10 protein-coding genes are annotated in these 15,749 nt (G+C 58.3%); 8 read left to right on the plus strand and 2 right to left on the minus strand.

The window, feature by feature from the left end:
• Positions 1–391 precede the first annotated feature (391 nt).
• Entirely contained in the window at positions 392–1,972 is a 1,581-nt protein-coding gene (gene nadB / locus HWX34_RS01095) for an L-aspartate oxidase (protein ID WP_178970600.1), read from the plus strand.
• A gap of 75 nt (positions 1,973–2,047) precedes the next feature.
• Here the strand turns inward: nadB and HWX34_RS01100 are convergent, their stop codons facing one another.
• Positions 2,048–4,327: a PAS domain-containing sensor histidine kinase gene (locus HWX34_RS01100; protein WP_178970601.1), complete on the minus strand. Its 2,280-nt coding sequence runs from the start codon at positions 4,325–4,327 to the stop codon at positions 2,048–2,050.
• Positions 4,328–4,494: 167 nt separating this feature from the next.
• On the opposite strand from HWX34_RS01100, the gene HWX34_RS01105 reads away from it, so the two are divergent.
• The 6 genes from HWX34_RS01105 to HWX34_RS01130 all read left to right on the plus strand — a co-directional run bounded on the left by HWX34_RS01105 (position 4,495) and on the right by HWX34_RS01130 (position 11,310).
• A complete protein-coding gene (locus HWX34_RS01105; RefSeq protein ID WP_178970602.1) occupies positions 4,495–5,499 on the plus strand; it encodes a TRAP transporter substrate-binding protein in 1,005 nt (334 codons plus the stop codon).
• A gap of 65 nt (positions 5,500–5,564) precedes the next feature.
• The gene (locus tag HWX34_RS01110) at positions 5,565–6,158 is read left to right on the plus strand and encodes a TRAP transporter small permease (protein ID WP_178970603.1); all 594 of its coding nucleotides are present in this window, start codon (positions 5,565–5,567) and stop codon (positions 6,156–6,158) included.
• A complete protein-coding gene (locus tag HWX34_RS01115) occupies positions 6,158–7,486 on the plus strand; it encodes a TRAP transporter large permease (RefSeq protein ID WP_178970604.1) in 1,329 nt (442 codons plus the stop codon). Before HWX34_RS01110 ends, HWX34_RS01115 begins: the two co-directional genes overlap by 1 nt.
• 151 nt (positions 7,487–7,637) lie before the next feature.
• The gene (locus HWX34_RS01120) at positions 7,638–9,923 is read left to right on the plus strand and encodes an NADP-dependent malic enzyme (protein WP_045847196.1); all 2,286 of its coding nucleotides are present in this window, start codon (positions 7,638–7,640) and stop codon (positions 9,921–9,923) included.
• A gap of 75 nt (positions 9,924–9,998) precedes the next feature.
• A complete protein-coding gene (locus HWX34_RS01125; protein WP_178970605.1) occupies positions 9,999–10,250 on the plus strand; it encodes a PhaM family polyhydroxyalkanoate granule multifunctional regulatory protein in 252 nt (83 codons plus the stop codon).
• Positions 10,251–10,389: 139 nt separating this feature from the next.
• On the plus strand, positions 10,390–11,310 hold the full coding sequence (locus tag HWX34_RS01130; protein WP_178970606.1) for a VirK/YbjX family protein: 921 nt from the start codon (positions 10,390–10,392) through the stop codon (positions 11,308–11,310).
• 66 nt (positions 11,311–11,376) lie between these two features.
• Here the strand turns inward: HWX34_RS01130 and HWX34_RS01135 are convergent, their stop codons facing one another.
• A complete protein-coding gene (locus HWX34_RS01135; protein WP_218645009.1) occupies positions 11,377–11,991 on the minus strand; it encodes a flavin reductase family protein in 615 nt (204 codons plus the stop codon).
• A gap of 171 nt (positions 11,992–12,162) precedes the next feature.
• Between HWX34_RS01135 and dnaE the strand changes: the two genes are divergently transcribed.
• Complete coding sequence (dnaE, locus tag HWX34_RS01140; RefSeq protein WP_178970607.1) at positions 12,163–15,597, plus strand: DNA polymerase III subunit alpha; 3,435 nt, start codon at positions 12,163–12,165, stop codon at positions 15,595–15,597.
• The last annotated feature ends 152 nt before the right edge of the window (positions 15,598–15,749 follow it).

Below are 15,749 nucleotides of genomic sequence, written 5' to 3' on the forward strand. Positions count from 1 at the left end.
TGAACTATACGTCACAGCCCCACCCTCGTCAACACTTTGTGCGAAGAAATCTGCAGATTTTGCTGAGATCCCGCTCCGCCACACGCTAAGTGACTGAGGGTAAAAGACTTATGCAATGAGGGTTTTATGACTGTTTTACTGCGAGTGCGCAGCACGGAGCGTACTGGCGTTCTGGATAGAAGGTGAAAGCTGGTTCCGATATATTGAAACCACCCACTGATTGACCTTCTCAAGCCGATAGCGCGTCTGGACAACAGGGCGACGACGCATTTGCAATGCCTAGTTGGGATAGCTGCATATATATAGCCAACGCAGATGCCGCCTGACGACGGTTCTGCTACTCTTTATCCTTCTGCAAACTGCCCTACTCCGCCTGATGGCGGCATCTGCCATGCTCAAGTTTGATGTATTGATTATCGGTAGCGGTCTGGCCGGCATGACCCTGGCCTTGCATTTGGCTACCACGCGTAAAGTTGGCCTGATTACCAAACGCGATCTGCTGGAAGGCAGTTCGACTTATGCCCAGGGTGGCATTGCCGCGGTGCTGGATACAGAAGACTCTGTTGAAGAACACATTCGCGACACCCTGATTGCCGGTGCCGGCTTATGTAATGAAGAAGCCACGCGCTTTATTGTGGAGCATTCCAAAGAGGCCATTGACTGGCTGATTGCGCTGGGTGTGCCTTTTACCCGCGATGATACCCACAAGACGGGTTATCACCTGACCCGCGAGGGCGGCCACAGCCATCGCCGTATTATTCATGCTGCAGATGCGACTGGAGCGGCGGTGACGTCCACCCTGGGCCAGAAGATCAAGGCGCATCCGAACATTACCGTGCTGGAAGATTTCCTGGCGATTGATCTGATTACCTCACGCAAGCTGGGTCTGGAAGGCAAGCGCTGTTATGGCGTGTATGCACTGGACAAGACGCTGGATCAGGTGGTGACCATTGCGGCACAACACACCATTCTGGCATCCGGTGGTGCGGGCAAGGTTTACCTGTACACAACCAACCCGGATACAGCGACTGGCGACGGCATTGCCATGGGCTGGCGCGCCGGTTGCCGGGTGGGGAATATGGAATTCATCCAGTTCCACCCTACCTGCCTTTACCATCCGCATACCAAGTCTTTCCTGATTTCCGAAGCGGTACGCGGTGAGGGCGGCATTCTGAAGCTGCCAGACGGCACCCGCTTCATGCCAGATCACGACCCGCGTGGCGAACTGGCACCACGCGACGTGGTGGCGCGCGCGATTGACTTTGAAATGAAGAAGCATGGTCTGGATTGTGTATATCTGGATATTTCCTACAAGCCGGCCAACTTCATCAAAGAGCACTTCCCCAATATCTATGCACACTGTCTTGAGCTGGGCATCGACATTACCCAAGAACCCATTCCGGTAGTACCGGCCGTGCACTTTACCTGCGGTGGCCTGGTGACGGACCTGACCGGCCATACTGATGTCGACGCGCTGTATGCAGTGGGTGAAGTAGCTTGCACCGGCTTGCACGGCGCCAACCGGCTGGCCAGCAACTCCTTGCTGGAGTGTCTGGTGATTGGCAAGGCAGCGGCGGAAGACATTCTGGCCGAGCCGGTCATCACCTTGCCGCCTATCCCGGCATGGGATGACAGTCAGGTGACGGACACTGATGAAGAAGTAGTGATTTCGCACAACTGGGACGAGTTGCGCCGTGCCATGTGGGACTATGTGGGCATTGTGCGCACCAACAAGCGGCTGATGCGGGCACTGAGCCGGATTCGCCTGCTGTCCGAAGAAATCAACGAGTACTACAGCAACTTCCACGTCACCAACGATCTGATCGAGCTGCGCAATCTGGTGCAGACCGCCGAGCTGATCGTGCGCTCGGCCCTGCTGCGTAAGGAAAGCCGTGGCTTGCACTACAGCCGCGACTACCCGGACACACTGCCGGAGACGCAGGAAACCGTGCTGGAGCCGCCGCTGCGCTGAGCGCACAGCCCGCAAGGTACACACTGACTGCACTATCAGGAAACGGCACCCGGCGGGTGCCGTTTTTCGTGCAGCTTACACGTCGCGACGCAAAGGCAGGGTGAACCAGAACACGCAGCCTCCGCTCACCCCGGTGCTGACACTGAACTCGCCACGATGAAACTCGACGATGGAACGGCAGATATTCAAGCCAATCCCCATGCCGTCCGGCTTGGTGGAATAAAACGGCGTAAACAGCTCGTTCTTGATGTTATCGGCCAGCCCCGGTCCGTTATCGGCCACCTCCACCCGCCAGAAAGCGGCACCGACGGCAGTGCGCACGATGATGTGCGGGCGGCGGGTTTGCGCCTCCACCATGGCTTCGATGGCGTTCTTCATCAGATTGAGCAATACCTGCTCGATCAACACCGGGTCCATGTCCAGTCGGCAATCGGTGTCATCTTGCTCAATCAGCAATTGTACCCCTGCCTTGAAGGCCATCATTTCCGCCAGGCCGGCAGCCCGCGCCACCACGCGGGATGGATCCACCGTTTCCAGCTGTGGTTCGTGCTTTTTCACAAAGGCACGGATGCTCTTGATGATTTGCCCTGCACGTTGTGCTTGCTGACTGATGGCGGACACGGCATCGCGCACGCCAGTGGGCAATTCCAGCGTATCCGGCAAGCGCCTGGCCAGCCCGGCCGAATAGGTGGAAATGGCGGTCAGTGGCTGGTTCAGCTCGTGCGCCAGACTGGAGGCCATCTCACCCATGGCAATCAGGCGCGAGGTGGTCTGGAAGCGCTCTTGCTGCGCCTGCGCCCGCCCTTCCCGCTCACGCTCTTCGGTGACATCGGTGAGAATCACCAGCCAGGCCGATTCACCACTCACCCACTCCAGCCTGCGCCGCTGCATCTGGAACCATTGCTTGCCATCCTGCAGGGTGAACTCAGTGGCCATGTCGTCCTGTTCCGGATCATGACGCAATCCCGGCAACAACAGGCAGCATGGCGCATCCGGCTCTTCCGCCAGCCACAGATAAGCAAACGTCGGGTTGCCATACAACAGCTGGCCACTGGCCTGGCTGACCACACACACCCCGGCCTGCATGCCGTTAAGCACGGTGAGAAAGCGCTGATGCGAAGCATTGAGCGCCAGACGCTGACGCTTGCGTTCTGTAATGTCAAACAGCGCGGCAATCCAGCCACGGTGGCTACCATCTCGCTCTATCAGCGGGGTGGCATACAGACGGACTTCAATAAACTCGCCATTCTGGCAGGCAAAGCGCAATTCAAAACCCTGTTCTGGTTGCATACCCTGCCGCACGGCATCCATGGCAGCGCGCATTTGCTGATGATCGCTGGCGGGCCAGAACACATGCGGCGGCCGCTGCCCTACCAGCTGCTCTGGCGCATAGCCCAGCATTTCACAGAAAGCCCGGTTCACCCGCAAGATTTCGCCTTGCAGGCTGATGGCCACCAGCCCGCTCTTCATGCAGTCCTCAATGGCCTGCCGTAGCGCCACTTCGGTAGACAAGGCCTGCTCGGCGCGTGAGCGCTCGCGCATGTGCCGACGAATCCGCCAGATGGAATACAGCAAGGCCGCCGCCAGCAGGGTAATCAGGCCGGTGAGCACAGGCAGGGTCAGCCCCAGGCCGGAGCGGTAGCTGACCGCGCGCAGGTAAACGCCGAAGCCGGGCGGATCGAAGCTGGTCTGGTGCGAGATATTGCCGGGATGCTCTGACGGGTCGAACTTGCTGGCCAAGGTGCGGCCACCGACATCGACAAAACTGATGTAATTCTTGGAGGCAATCCACCACGGCACCTGACGGTGCAGCAGCTGATCGAACTGATACACCAGCCGGATGCTGCCCAACACTTTTTCGTTGGCAACGATGGGCACGGCAAGGTCAAAGCGGTATTTGCCATCCGGCCTGCGGTAAGGCTGGCCGTAGGATGAGCGGCGCAAGCGCATGGCACGCCATACCGCATCGTATTCGTCACCATGCAGCACCCGCCCCGGCGCAACCTGACCGTGCTGGTCGCGCAGCAACATGGCTTGTGCGTCGATTTGCTGCACCAGCAACACTTCCGGGCTTTCGCGCATGAAAAACGCGGCATTGGAAATAAAGCGTTCCGGACTCAGTCTGCCATTGGCGATATCCGCCGCCACCCCTTCGGCCCACTCTTGCTGACCTTCCATGTGCAGCCGCATCGACTGTTCCAGCCAGAGTACTTCCTGAATCAGATTATCCCGCTGCTCATCCACCCAATCGCGATACACCAGATAAAACAGGCCACCCAGGGCAAGTACCAGGGCAATCAGGGTGAGGGAGGTGCCCAGCCACAACAGGCGGGGGGAACGGCGGCGGGCTAGCATATCAATCACGTGCATAAATGAGTTAGGGAAAACCCCAATGATGAAGTCCCCAATGGCATGTTGTTGGCGCGCCTTCTACTTTACACGGTATTAACAGCCCGCTGATAAGGGTTGTGATGACAAAGCAAAAACATTCAACGCTAACAGAAATGCAAACGGAGAGACGTATGAAACTGAAGATTGCTGCACTTTTGATCGGAGCTTCTTTTGGTGTAGCCGGCATGGCCCAGGCTGCTGGTGAAATCGTCATCAAGTTCAGCCACGTGGTATCGCCGGACACCCCCAAGGGCAAGGCTGCGGAATATTTCAAAAAGCTGGCGGAAGAACGTACCCACGGCAAGGTCAAGGTACAGGTTTACCCCAACAGCCAGCTTTATAAAGACAAGGAAGAACTGGAAGCCCTGCAACTGGGCGCGGTTCAGATGCTTGCCCCGTCGCTGGCCAAGTTTGGCCCGCTGGGCGTGAAGGAATTCGAAGTTTTCGATCTGCCGTATGTATTCGACAACTACGACGAAGTGAACAAGGTGATGCACGGTGCCATCGGCAAGCAATTGCTGGGCAAGCTGGAAAGCAAGGGCATCAAGGGCCTAGCTTACTGGGATAACGGCTTCAAGAACTTCTCGGCCAACAAGCCGATCCGCACCCCGGCCGACCTGAAGGGCATGAAGATCCGTATCCAGTCCTCCAAGGTGCTGGAAGAAGAAATGCGTTCGGTAGGTGCACTGCCGCAGGTAATGGCCTTCTCGGAAGTGTATCAGGCACTGCAAACCGGCGTGGTGGACGGCACCGAGCTGGAAGCTTCCAACCTGTACACCAGCAAGGCCTATGAGGTACAGAAGCAACTGACCCTGACCCAGCACGGTTTCCTGGGTTACGCCGTTATCGTCAACAAGAAGTTCTGGGACGGCCTGCCGGCTGATATCCGCAGCGAACTGGACAGCGCCATGACCGATGCATCCAAGTACGCCAACGACATCGCCAAGAAAGAAAACGACCGCGCACTGGCCGCCATCAAGGCTTCTGGCAAAACGCAGGTTTACACCCCCACCGTGGCAGAGCGCAATGCCTTTAAGAAGGCCATGCTGCCGGTTCATGCCAAGATGTCCAGCCGTATCGGTCCGGACTTGCTGAAAGCCATTTACAAAGAAACCGGTTTCAACCCCAACAACTGATCAGCCCTGAATCGAGCGTGCGTGCAGCATTGCACCCACGCTCTTTTTGCGAAAAGAGAACAATCATGCTGAAATTCCTCGACCATCTGGAGGAGTGGATGATTGCCCTGTTGATGGGAAGTGCCACCCTCATCACCTTCGTGGCGGTACTCCACCGCTACGGCTCGGGCATCGAAACCCTGCAACCCTATCTGGCCCATATCAATATGGCGTGGGCCCAGGAACTCACCATCTACCTGTTTGTATGGATGGCCAAGTTTGGCGCGGCTTACGGCGTGCGCACCGGCATCCACGTGGGGGTGGACGTGTTGATCAATCGCCTGTCCGACAAGACCCGCGCCAAATTCATCGTGTTCGGCCTGCTGGCCGGTGCGCTGTTTACTGGCGTCATTGCCGTGCTGGGCGGCAATTTTGTCTGGGAAATCGCCCATACCGATCAGACATCGCCTGACCTGGAAGCGCCGATGTGGCTGGTATACCTGGCCATTCCTTGCGGCTCCACTCTGATGTGCTTCCGCTTCCTGCAAGTAGCCTGGAACTTCATCAAGACTGGCAGTCTGCCCAAGCATGACCATGGTCATGTTGAAGGCATCGAAGAAGGTGCCGAGGATCTGGACAACCTGCACCCGCACGACCTGAACCACGGAGGCAAGCACTAATGACCACGCTCATCATTTTCGGTCTGCTGCTTACCCTGATGCTAACCGGCATGCCGATCTCCATCTCGCTGGGTCTGACGGTTCTGACCTTTTTATTCACCATGACCCAGGTTCCGATCGAATCGGTGGCACTCAAGCTGTTCACCGGCATCGAGAAGTTCGAAATCATGGCGATTCCCTTCTTCATTCTGGCTGGTAACTTCCTGATGCATGGCGGTGTGGCCAAACGGATGATCCGCTTTGCCACCACCCTGGTAGGCCACTGGTATGGCGGCCTGGGTCTGGCTGGCGTGGTGTCCTGTGCACTGTTTGCCGCCATTACCGGCTCTTCCGTTGCCACCGTGGTGGCCGTGGGCTCCATCATCCTGCCGGCCATGGTCAAGCAGGGCTATCCGCAACGCTTTGGCGCGGGCGTCATCACCACCTCCGGCGCGCTGGGCATTCTGTTCCCGCCGTCCATCAACCTGGTGATGTACTCCATCGCCACTGCGGGCATGGACGTGACCGGCCCGGATGGCATGAGCGTGTCCACCGCATCGGTCGGTCAGTTGTTCATGGCGGGTGTATTGCCCGGCCTGTGCCTGTCGGTATTGCTGGGCCTGACCACCTGGTACCGTGCCAAGAAGTTTGACTACCCGCGCCTGCCGCGCGCCAGCTGGAGCGAGCGTCTGCAAGCCTTCCGCGAATGCGTGTGGGGACTGTTGCTGATCGTGCTGGTGATTGGCGGTATCTACAGCGGCATCTTCACCCCGACCGAAGCTGCAGCCATGGCAGCGGTATACGCCTTCGTGATTGCCGTGTTCGTTTACAAGGACATGGGACTGAAGGATGTGCCGCGCGTGCTGATCAACGCTGCGTCGATGAGCTCGATGCTGCTTTACATCATCACCAACGCCGTGCTGTTCTCCTTCCTGATGGCCTCCGAGCAGATTCCGCAAGCCATGGCCGCGTGGATGACGGCGCAGGGCCTGGGTGTGGTGGCCTTCCTCTTGCTCACCAACATCCTGTTGCTGGCAGCCGGTAACTTCATGGACCCATCAGCCATTGTGCTGATCATGGCACCCATCCTGTACCCGGTGGCAGTCAAACTGGGGGTGAATCCGGTACACTTCGGCATTCTGATTGCGGTAAACATGGAAGTGGGCATGTGCCATCCGCCGGTGGGGCTTAACCTGTATGTGGCCTCCGGCATCACCAAGATGGGCATTACCGAGCTGACTGTGGCCGTATGGCCGTGGCTACTCACCATGCTGGGCTTCCTGATTGCCGTGACCTACCTGCCCGGGATATCCCTGTGGCTGCCACGAATGTTAGGTATGATGCAGTAATAGCAGGACAGGACAAACAACGCGGCAGAGGTGAAAACCTCTTGCCGCGTACTTTGTCTGACAGGACCATAGCCCCGATAGAGGGTTAGCCCTTATAATATTCAGCTAAATTATTCAAAACGACCATAAGAAACCACCCAGGAGTTCACGAATGGACGAGCAACTGCGCCAAGCCGCACTCGATTTCCACCAGTTTCCTCAGCCCGGCAAGATCCAGGTGTCCCCGACCAAACCGCTGGCTACCCAGCGTGACCTCGCCCTTGCCTACTCCCCCGGTGTGGCCGCCCCGTGTGACGCCATCGTGGAAGACCCGCTCAATGCCTACAAGTACACCGCACGCGGTAATCTGGTAGCTGTCATCACCAACGGTACTGCCGTACTGGGCCTGGGCAATATCGGCCCGCTGGCCGGTAAGCCGGTGATGGAAGGCAAGGGTGTGCTGTTCAAGAAGTTTGCCGGCATCGACGTTTTCGACATTGAACTGAACGAAAACGACCCGGACAAGCTGGTGGACATGATCTGTGCGATGGAGCCGACTTTCGGCGGCATCAACCTGGAAGACATCAAGGCCCCCGAGTGCTTCTACATCGAGAAGAAGTGCCGCGAACGCATGGGCATTCCGGTCTTCCATGACGACCAGCACGGCACCGCCATCGTGGCCGCTGCCGCTGTACTGAACTCGCTGCGCCTGGTCAACAAGGACATCGCCAATGTCCGCGTGGTGGCCTCCGGTGCCGGCGCTGCCGCCATCGCCTGCCTGGACCTGCTGGTCGCGCTGGGCGTGAAGCGTGAAAACATCACCGTCTGCGATTCCAAGGGCGTGATCTACCACGGCCGTGACGAGAAGCTGGACGAATCCAAGCTGCGTTACGCCATTGCCGACAACGGCTGGCGCAAACTGGCCGACGCCATGGTTGGCGCCGACATCTTCATGGGTCTGTCCGGCCCGCGTCTGGTGTCGCAGGAAATGGTCAAGAGCATGGCTGCTCACCCGGTTATTCTGGCGATGGCCAACCCGGAACCGGAAATCCTGCCGCCGCTGGTGAAGGAAGTCCGCCCGGATGCCATCATTGGTACCGGTCGTTCCGACTACCCGAACCAGGTGAACAACGTACTGTGCTTCCCCTTCATTTTCCGTGGCGCGCTCGACGTGGGTGCCACCACCATCAATGAAGAAATGAAGCTGGCCACCGTGCGCGCCATTGCCGACCTGGCCATGGCCGAACAGTCCGACGTGGTTGCCTCCGCCTACGGCGACCAGGAACTGTCCTTTGGCCCGGAATACGTGATTCCGAAGCCCTTCGACCCGCGCCTGATCGTCAAGATCGCCCCGGCCGTCGCCAAGGCCGCCATGGATTCCGGCGTAGCCACCCGCCCGATCCAGGATTTCGACGCCTACGCCGACCAGCTCACCCAGTTCGTGTACAAGACCAACCTGTTCATGAAGCCGGTGTTCGCCCAGGCCAAGAAGGAAAGCAAGCGCGTTGTCCTGACCGAAGGTGAAGACGAGCGCGTACTGCACGCCACTCAGGAAATCGTGCTGGCAGGCCTCGCCCGCCCCATCCTGATCGGCCGTCCGAGCGTGATCGAAAAGCGTATCGAAAAACTGGGCCTGAAGCTGGAACCGGGCAAGGATTTCGAACTGGTCAACAACGAATCCGACCCGCGCTTTGCCGAATACTGGAAGGACTACTACAACCTGATGAAGCGCAAGGGCGTTTCCCAGGAGCAGGCCCGTCGCCGCGTAATCGGCAATACCACGCTGATTGGCGCGCTGATGGTTCGCCGCGGTGATGCAGATGCGATGATTTGCGGTACCTATGGTACTTACCGTCAGCATTTCGACATCGTGGAAACCGTGCTGGGCTACGACAATGCCGACAAGGTGGCCGGTGCCATGAACGCACTGATCCTGCCGACCGGCAACATCTTCATCACCGACACCTACGTGAATGCCAAGCCGGATGCAGTACAACTGGCCGGCATCACCAAGATGGCGTCCGAAGCGATGAAGCGTTTCGGTATTGCACCGAAAGCCGCCCTGCTGTCCAACTCCAGCTTCGGCACCATCAACGGTGAATCCGCCGACAAGATGCGCTCCGCACTGGAACTGATCCGCGAAGCCCAGCCTGACCTGGAAATCGATGGCGAAATGCAGGGTGATGCCGCCCTGGTGGAAGCCATCCGCACCCAGGCCATGCCGGAAACGACGCTGAAGGGTTCGGCCAACCTGCTGATCATGCCGAACGTTGAAGCTGCCAACATCAGCTACAACCTGCTGCGTGTTTCGGCATCCGACGGTGTGACCATCGGCCCCATCCTGATGGGCATGAGCAAGCCGGTACACATCCTGACCCCGATCTCCTCGGTACGCCGCATTGTCAACATGGTAGCCCTGGCTGCCGTGGATGCGCAGGTAGCAGCCAACAACAGCTAAGCTGTCGTCTTTGGTCTTATACTGAACGGGCAAGCCAGTCTTGCCCGTTTTCTATTTCCGACCAGGAGAAATGTCATGAGCGCCGACTTCAACCCGAACGACCCATTCGCCATGTTCCGCCAGTTCTGGCAAACTGCCACTCCTGCCAGCGCCCAGCCCTTTCTCCCACCAATGAGCGAGGAAGAAATCGACCGCAAACTGGCAGAGCTGCGGGTAGTGGAAGGCTGGCTGACCATGAATCTGGGCATGCTGTCCATGCAAATGAAAACGCTGGAAATGCAGCGGGCAGCGCTGTCTGCCCTCAAACCACGCGAAGAAAAAAAGTAAACCAGCGCAAAAATAAAAACGTCACAAGAAAGTTAACCGTCACAAACGGTAACGACCAAGGGACAAGCCGGCCAAAGACGCTGGCACCCGGATAAACAATAATGCACGCCGTGCATGAACGCTTTTAGAAGAACCCTGTGTGAAAACAATCGAATCAGCGTCCCGACCTCACCCGGTCCGACTGCTAGGCCAGTTGGCAAGCGGCAATTTTTCCCAGCGCGACTATCTGGATGAACGCAAGAACCGCATCAAACTGGTCTTGCGCAGTCTGCTGTCACTATCCAGCAGCTACCGCTGGCTGGGTTTTCTCAGTAGCCAGCCCTTGCTGCTGGACTACCTGAAGCTGGCACCACGCCTTTCGCAAAAACTGCACCGCCCCTATTTGCACCGCGGGCTGGGCAACGCCGCCAAGGTAGAAATGCTGCAACAGCACTATGGCCAGGTATTGCAACTGCCGGCAGCGGTGCGCAGCCAATTGTTGTCGCTGGACAATATCTGCATTGCCAGCGTCAGCGGCAAGGATGAAAGCCACTTCAACTGGGTACTGGGACATAACCATTACTTCGACAAGGAAGGCGAACTGTCGCTGCAATTTGTCGATGCCCAGCAAGTGGCGCTAGCCACCCTCACCTTTACCTTGTGCCAGTATCAGGGGCAGCCGGTGGCCCTGATTGGCGGCTTGCAAGGCCCGCGCAAGGAATTTGGCCATGAGTGCATCCGCACCGCCACCAAGGCCTGTCACGGCCTGTTTCCCAAACGGCTGGTACTGGAAGCATTGACCGTCATTGCGCGTGAGATGGGTTGCCAGCAAGTGCTGGCCGTATGCAAGGACAGCCATATCTACAGCTCCTGGCGCTACCGGAAGGAGTTCCAGGCTGATTACGACAGCTTCTGGCTGGATATCGGTGCCGAGAAAATCAATACCGAATACTTCCGCATCCCCTTCCCCATCCCACGCAAGCCGATGGAAGAAATTGCCAGCAAGAAGCGCAGCGAATACAACCGCCGCTATGCCTTGCTGGATGAAATGGCAGAAAAAATCAGCCTTGCACTGCGCTGATGACAGTTTGGCAGATACCAAAAAAGCACCGCAAGGTGCTTTTTTTCTGGGCCTGGTCAGCAACAATCAGGGGCGTGCCAAAGAAAAATCCGCATGCACCAGGGTGTAGGCATCCCCCGCCAGCTTGCCAATGGGGTGCAGTGCCTGTACATCAATCCGGCCATCCTGATACACCGTATCTGCCACATGTACATGGCGGATTTCACCCAGCACCAGCGTGCTGCCACCCGCACCATGGCCAAGGTCGAGACAGCTGTGCAGCACACACTCATAGCGTACCGGCGAACGTGCCACACCGGGGGCCTTCACCTGCTTGCTGCGCACTTTGGCGAGCCCGGCCAGGTCGAACTCATCCACTTCCGCCGGATAGGCGGCACAGGACTGGTTCATTTCCTCCACCAGTTCCTGGCTGACAATATTCACCACGAATTCCCCGGTAGCGCGGATATTGGCCAGGCTGTCCTTGTCGCTGCCATCCGGCTTTTTCAGAATGGTGACGGCCAGTACCGGAGGATTGAGACTGGCGACGGTAAAAAAGGAAAACGGTGCCAGGTTGGCCCCCCCCAGCAAATCCTGCGTGCTGAGCCAGGCAATGGGGCGCGGCAGCACGCTGCCAGTGAGTAATTTGTACAGGCTGGTGCCATCCAGCTCTCTGACATCACAATCCATCTTGCTCACCATTTTGCTGATTCCTGATGCCACCATTCTAATGCTGCGACGCAGCACAAGAAAAGAAGGAATGACAGGCTGGTGACAGACACCATAAACAATGGTGCAGGCTACCGGTACCGGCATGCGATTTATCTTGCCGCACGCATGGTGCAGATGCCGCGCTGCCGGTAAAATGCCGCCATGAACGCACCCCGCTTTATCCATCTTCGCCTCCATTCGGAGTTTTCCATTACCGACGGCATTGTCCGCCTCGACGACGCGGTAAAACGTGCGCAGAAGGACAATATGCCCGCCATGGGCATGTCGGACCTGATGAATCTGTTCGGCATGGTCAAGTTTTACAAGTCCTGCCGCAACAAGGGCATCAAGCCCATCGTCTCGGCCGATATCTGGCTGGAAAACGAAGAAGACCGCGATAAGCCCACCCGCCTGATGCTGACGGTGAAAAACCGTGAGGGTTATCGCCGGCTATGTGAACTGCTGACCCAGGCCTTCACCCACAACCAGTACCGTGGCCGCGCGGAAATCAAGCGCGCCTGGCTGGAACAGGGCGATAACAGCAATCTGCTGTGCCTGTCCGGAGCGCATCTGGGTGATGTCGGCATGGCACTGGCCATGGGCCAGCGCGAAGAAGCCATGCGCCGGGCGCAGTATTGGGAAAGCCTGTTCCCAGGCAGCTTCTATCTGGAAGTCCAGCGCGTGGACAATGCACAGGTGGAAAGCGTGGTGCAGGCTACTTTGTGGCTGGCTGGCGAAACCGGCCTGCCGGTAGTGGCGACCCATCCCATCCAGTTCATGGACCCGGACGACTTCAAGGCGCACGAAGCACGGGTGTGCATTGCCGAGGGCTATACGCTGGGCGACAAGCGCCGTCCGCGCAATTTCTCCGAATGCCAGTATTTCCTCTCCACAGAGCAGATGCTGGAGCGTTTTGCCGATATTCCGGAGGCGCTGGAAAACACGGTGGAAATTGCCAAACGCTGCAATATTTCGGTGGTGCTGGGCAAGAACTACCTGCCGCTGTTCCCCACGCCGGAAGGCATGACGCTGGATGACTTTCTGGTGTACGAAGCCAAGCGCGGGCTGGAAGTGCGGCTGGAGCAGCTGTTTCCCGACCCGGCTGAGCGTGAGGCACGTCGCCCGGAATACGATGCCCGGCTGAAGTTCGAGTGCGATACCATCATCCAGATGGGTTTCCCCGGTTACTTCCTGATTGTGGCGGACTTTATCCAGTGGGGTAAGGGCAATGGCTGCCCAGTGGGCCCGGGCCGGGGTTCCGGTGCCGGTTCGCTGGTGGCCTACAGCCTGAGCATTACCGACCTCGACCCGCTGCGCTACGCCTTGCTGTTCGAGCGTTTTCTGAACCCGGAACGGGTATCCATGCCCGACTTCGACGTGGACTTCTGCCAGGAAAACCGCTGGCGCGTGATCGAATACACCCGGCAGAAATACGGCGAAGAAGCCGTCAGCCAGATTGCCACCTTCGGCACCATGTCGTCCAAATCGGTGATTCGCGACGTGGGCCGGGTGCTGGACCTGCCCTTCGGCCTGTGCGACCGCCTGTCCAAGCTGATTCCGCTGGAGGCCAACAAGCCCCTTGGCCTGGAAAAGGCCATGGAAGTGGAACCGCAAATCGGTGAAGTCATTGAATCGGAAGGTGCCAATGAGCTGATCGAACTGGCAATGAAGCTGGAAGACCTCACCCGCGGCATCGGCATGCACGCCGGTGGCGTGCTGATTGCCCCAGGCAAGCTGACCGACTTCTGCCCGCTGTACATTGCCAGTGCCGATGGCGCTTCGCCGGTGTCGCAGTTCGACAAGGATGACGTGGAGCAGATCGGCCTGGTGAAGTTCGACTTCCTGGGCTTGCGCAACCTCACCATCATCGAACTGGCCCAGCGTTACATCAAGCAGGTCAGCAATGAGGACGTAGACGTTGCCCATCTGCCGCTGGACGATGCCGACGCCTACAAGATTTTTGCCAGCGCCAACACCACCGGCGTGTTCCAGTTTGAATCCTCCGGCATGAAAAAAATGCTGGTAGAAGCCAAACCCAGCAAGTTCGAAGAAATTATCGCCTTCGTGGCGCTGTACCGTCCGGGCCCGATGGACCTGATTCCCGACTTCATCCAGCGTATGCACGGCGCCAAGTTCGAATACCTGCATCCGCTGCTGGAGCCGGTACTGGCCCCCACCTACGGCATCATGGTGTATCAGGAACAGGTGATGCAGTCCGCCCAGGTGATTGGCGGCTACTCGCTGGGTGGTGCCGACTTGCTGCGCCGCGCCATGGGCAAGAAGAAGGTGGAGGAGATGGTGGCGCAGCGCGCCATGTTCGTGCAGGGCGCGGCCAAGCAGGACATTCCGGAATCCAAGGCCAACGAAATCTTCGACTACATGGAGAAGTTCGCCGGCTACGGTTTCAACAAATCGCACGCCGCCGCCTATGCGCTGGTGGCCTACCACACCGCCTGGCTGAAAGCACACCACTGCGCCGCCTACATGGCGGCCACCATGTCTACCGAACTGGACAATACCGACCAGCTCAAGGTGTTCTATGACGACGCCACTGATGCCAAGAACGGCCTGCGTTTCTTGCCACCGGACGTCAATCACAGCTTCTACCGCTTTGTGCCGGTCAGCCGGCAGGAAATCCGCTACGCGCTGGGTGCCATCAAGGGCAGTGGCGAATCGGCCGTAGACCATATCGTCGCGGTGCGTGAAGCCAGCGGCCCTTACACCAGCCTGTTCGACTTCTGCCAACGTACTGACAAGAAACTGGTCAACAAGCGGGTGATCGAAGCGCTGATCCGCGCCGGAGCCTTCGACAGCATAGAGCCCAACCGCGCCCTGCTGTTTGCCAATGTCGGCCTGGCGATGGAAGCGGCCGATCAGGCCCATGCCAATGCCAACCAGGGCGGTCTGTTCGACATGTTTGGCGATGACGTGGCCCCGGCAGTGGAAATGGTGGCCACCCGGCCATGGAATGACGCCGTCAAACTGGCGGAAGAAAAACTGGCCATCGGCTACTACCTGTCCGGCCACCCGTTCTCGGCCTATGCGCAGGAAGTGCGTGCCTTCATCAAGACCACACTCTCGCGCCTGACCCCGCGCAAAGAGCCACAGCTGCTTGCCGGTTTTGTCACCGGCATCCGCGTCAAGATGGGTAATCGCGGCAAGATGGCCTTTGTCGAACTGGACGATGGCAGCAGCAAGCGCGAAATCGGCCTGTTTGGCGACAGCTACGAAGTCAACCGCAACAAGCTGAAAGAAGACATCGTGCTGGTGGTGCAAGGCAAGGTGAGCGAGGACAGCTTCTCTGGCGGCCTGCGCATCATGGCTGACCGCATTTATGATCTGGGCGAAGCACGCAGCTGCTTTGCCCGCGGCCTGTCCTTGCAGATGAACGGCAATGCCGATATCAACCGCTTGAAAGCCTTGCTCACCCCCTATCGGGACGAGGAAAACGGCGGCCTGGTTCGCATCAGCTACAGCAATGCCCAAGCCCGTGGCGATGTGGCCCTGTCACAGGGCTGGGCCGTGCGGCTGGATGACAGCCTGCTGCTGGCCTTGCAGGACTGGCTGGGCGACAGTGCGGTGAAGATATTGTGGTAAGGCCAACCTGCATTCCGACATCACGCAGCGGCAGACTGGCAACAATTATTCATCATTAAGCGCCTGCTACCGTTTGGCAGCGGGCAGGCAGCATCGTAAGCTGTGCTGCTGCCCACAAGGCAGCGTCTCACCATCCACCCATGCCGTGTGCT

It is taken from the genome of Aquitalea sp. LB_tupeE, from assembly GCF_013391415.1.
GTDB lineage: Bacteria > Pseudomonadota > Gammaproteobacteria > Burkholderiales > Chromobacteriaceae > Aquitalea.

Excerpts from the sequence above, each read along its gene's own strand:
- HWX34_RS01120 (WP_045847196.1), top strand. The coding sequence starts at position 7,638 with ATGGACGAGCAACTGCGCCAAGCCGCACTCGATTTCCACCAGTTTCCT.
- HWX34_RS01110 (WP_178970603.1), top strand. The coding sequence starts at position 5,565 with ATGCTGAAATTCCTCGACCATCTGGAGGAGTGGATGATTGCCCTGTTG.
- HWX34_RS01125 (WP_178970605.1), top strand. The coding sequence starts at position 9,999 with ATGAGCGCCGACTTCAACCCGAACGACCCATTCGCCATGTTCCGCCAG.
- dnaE (WP_178970607.1), top strand. The coding sequence starts at position 12,163 with ATGAACGCACCCCGCTTTATCCATCTTCGCCTCCATTCGGAGTTTTCC.
- HWX34_RS01105 (WP_178970602.1), top strand. The coding sequence starts at position 4,495 with ATGAAACTGAAGATTGCTGCACTTTTGATCGGAGCTTCTTTTGGTGTA.
- HWX34_RS01115 (WP_178970604.1), top strand. The coding sequence starts at position 6,158 with ATGACCACGCTCATCATTTTCGGTCTGCTGCTTACCCTGATGCTAACC.
- nadB (WP_178970600.1), top strand. The coding sequence starts at position 392 with ATGCTCAAGTTTGATGTATTGATTATCGGTAGCGGTCTGGCCGGCATG.
- HWX34_RS01100 (WP_178970601.1), bottom strand. The coding sequence starts at position 4,327 with ATGCTAGCCCGCCGCCGTTCCCCCCGCCTGTTGTGGCTGGGCACCTCC.
- HWX34_RS01135 (WP_218645009.1), bottom strand. The coding sequence starts at position 11,991 with ATGGTGAGCAAGATGGATTGTGATGTCAGAGAGCTGGATGGCACCAGC.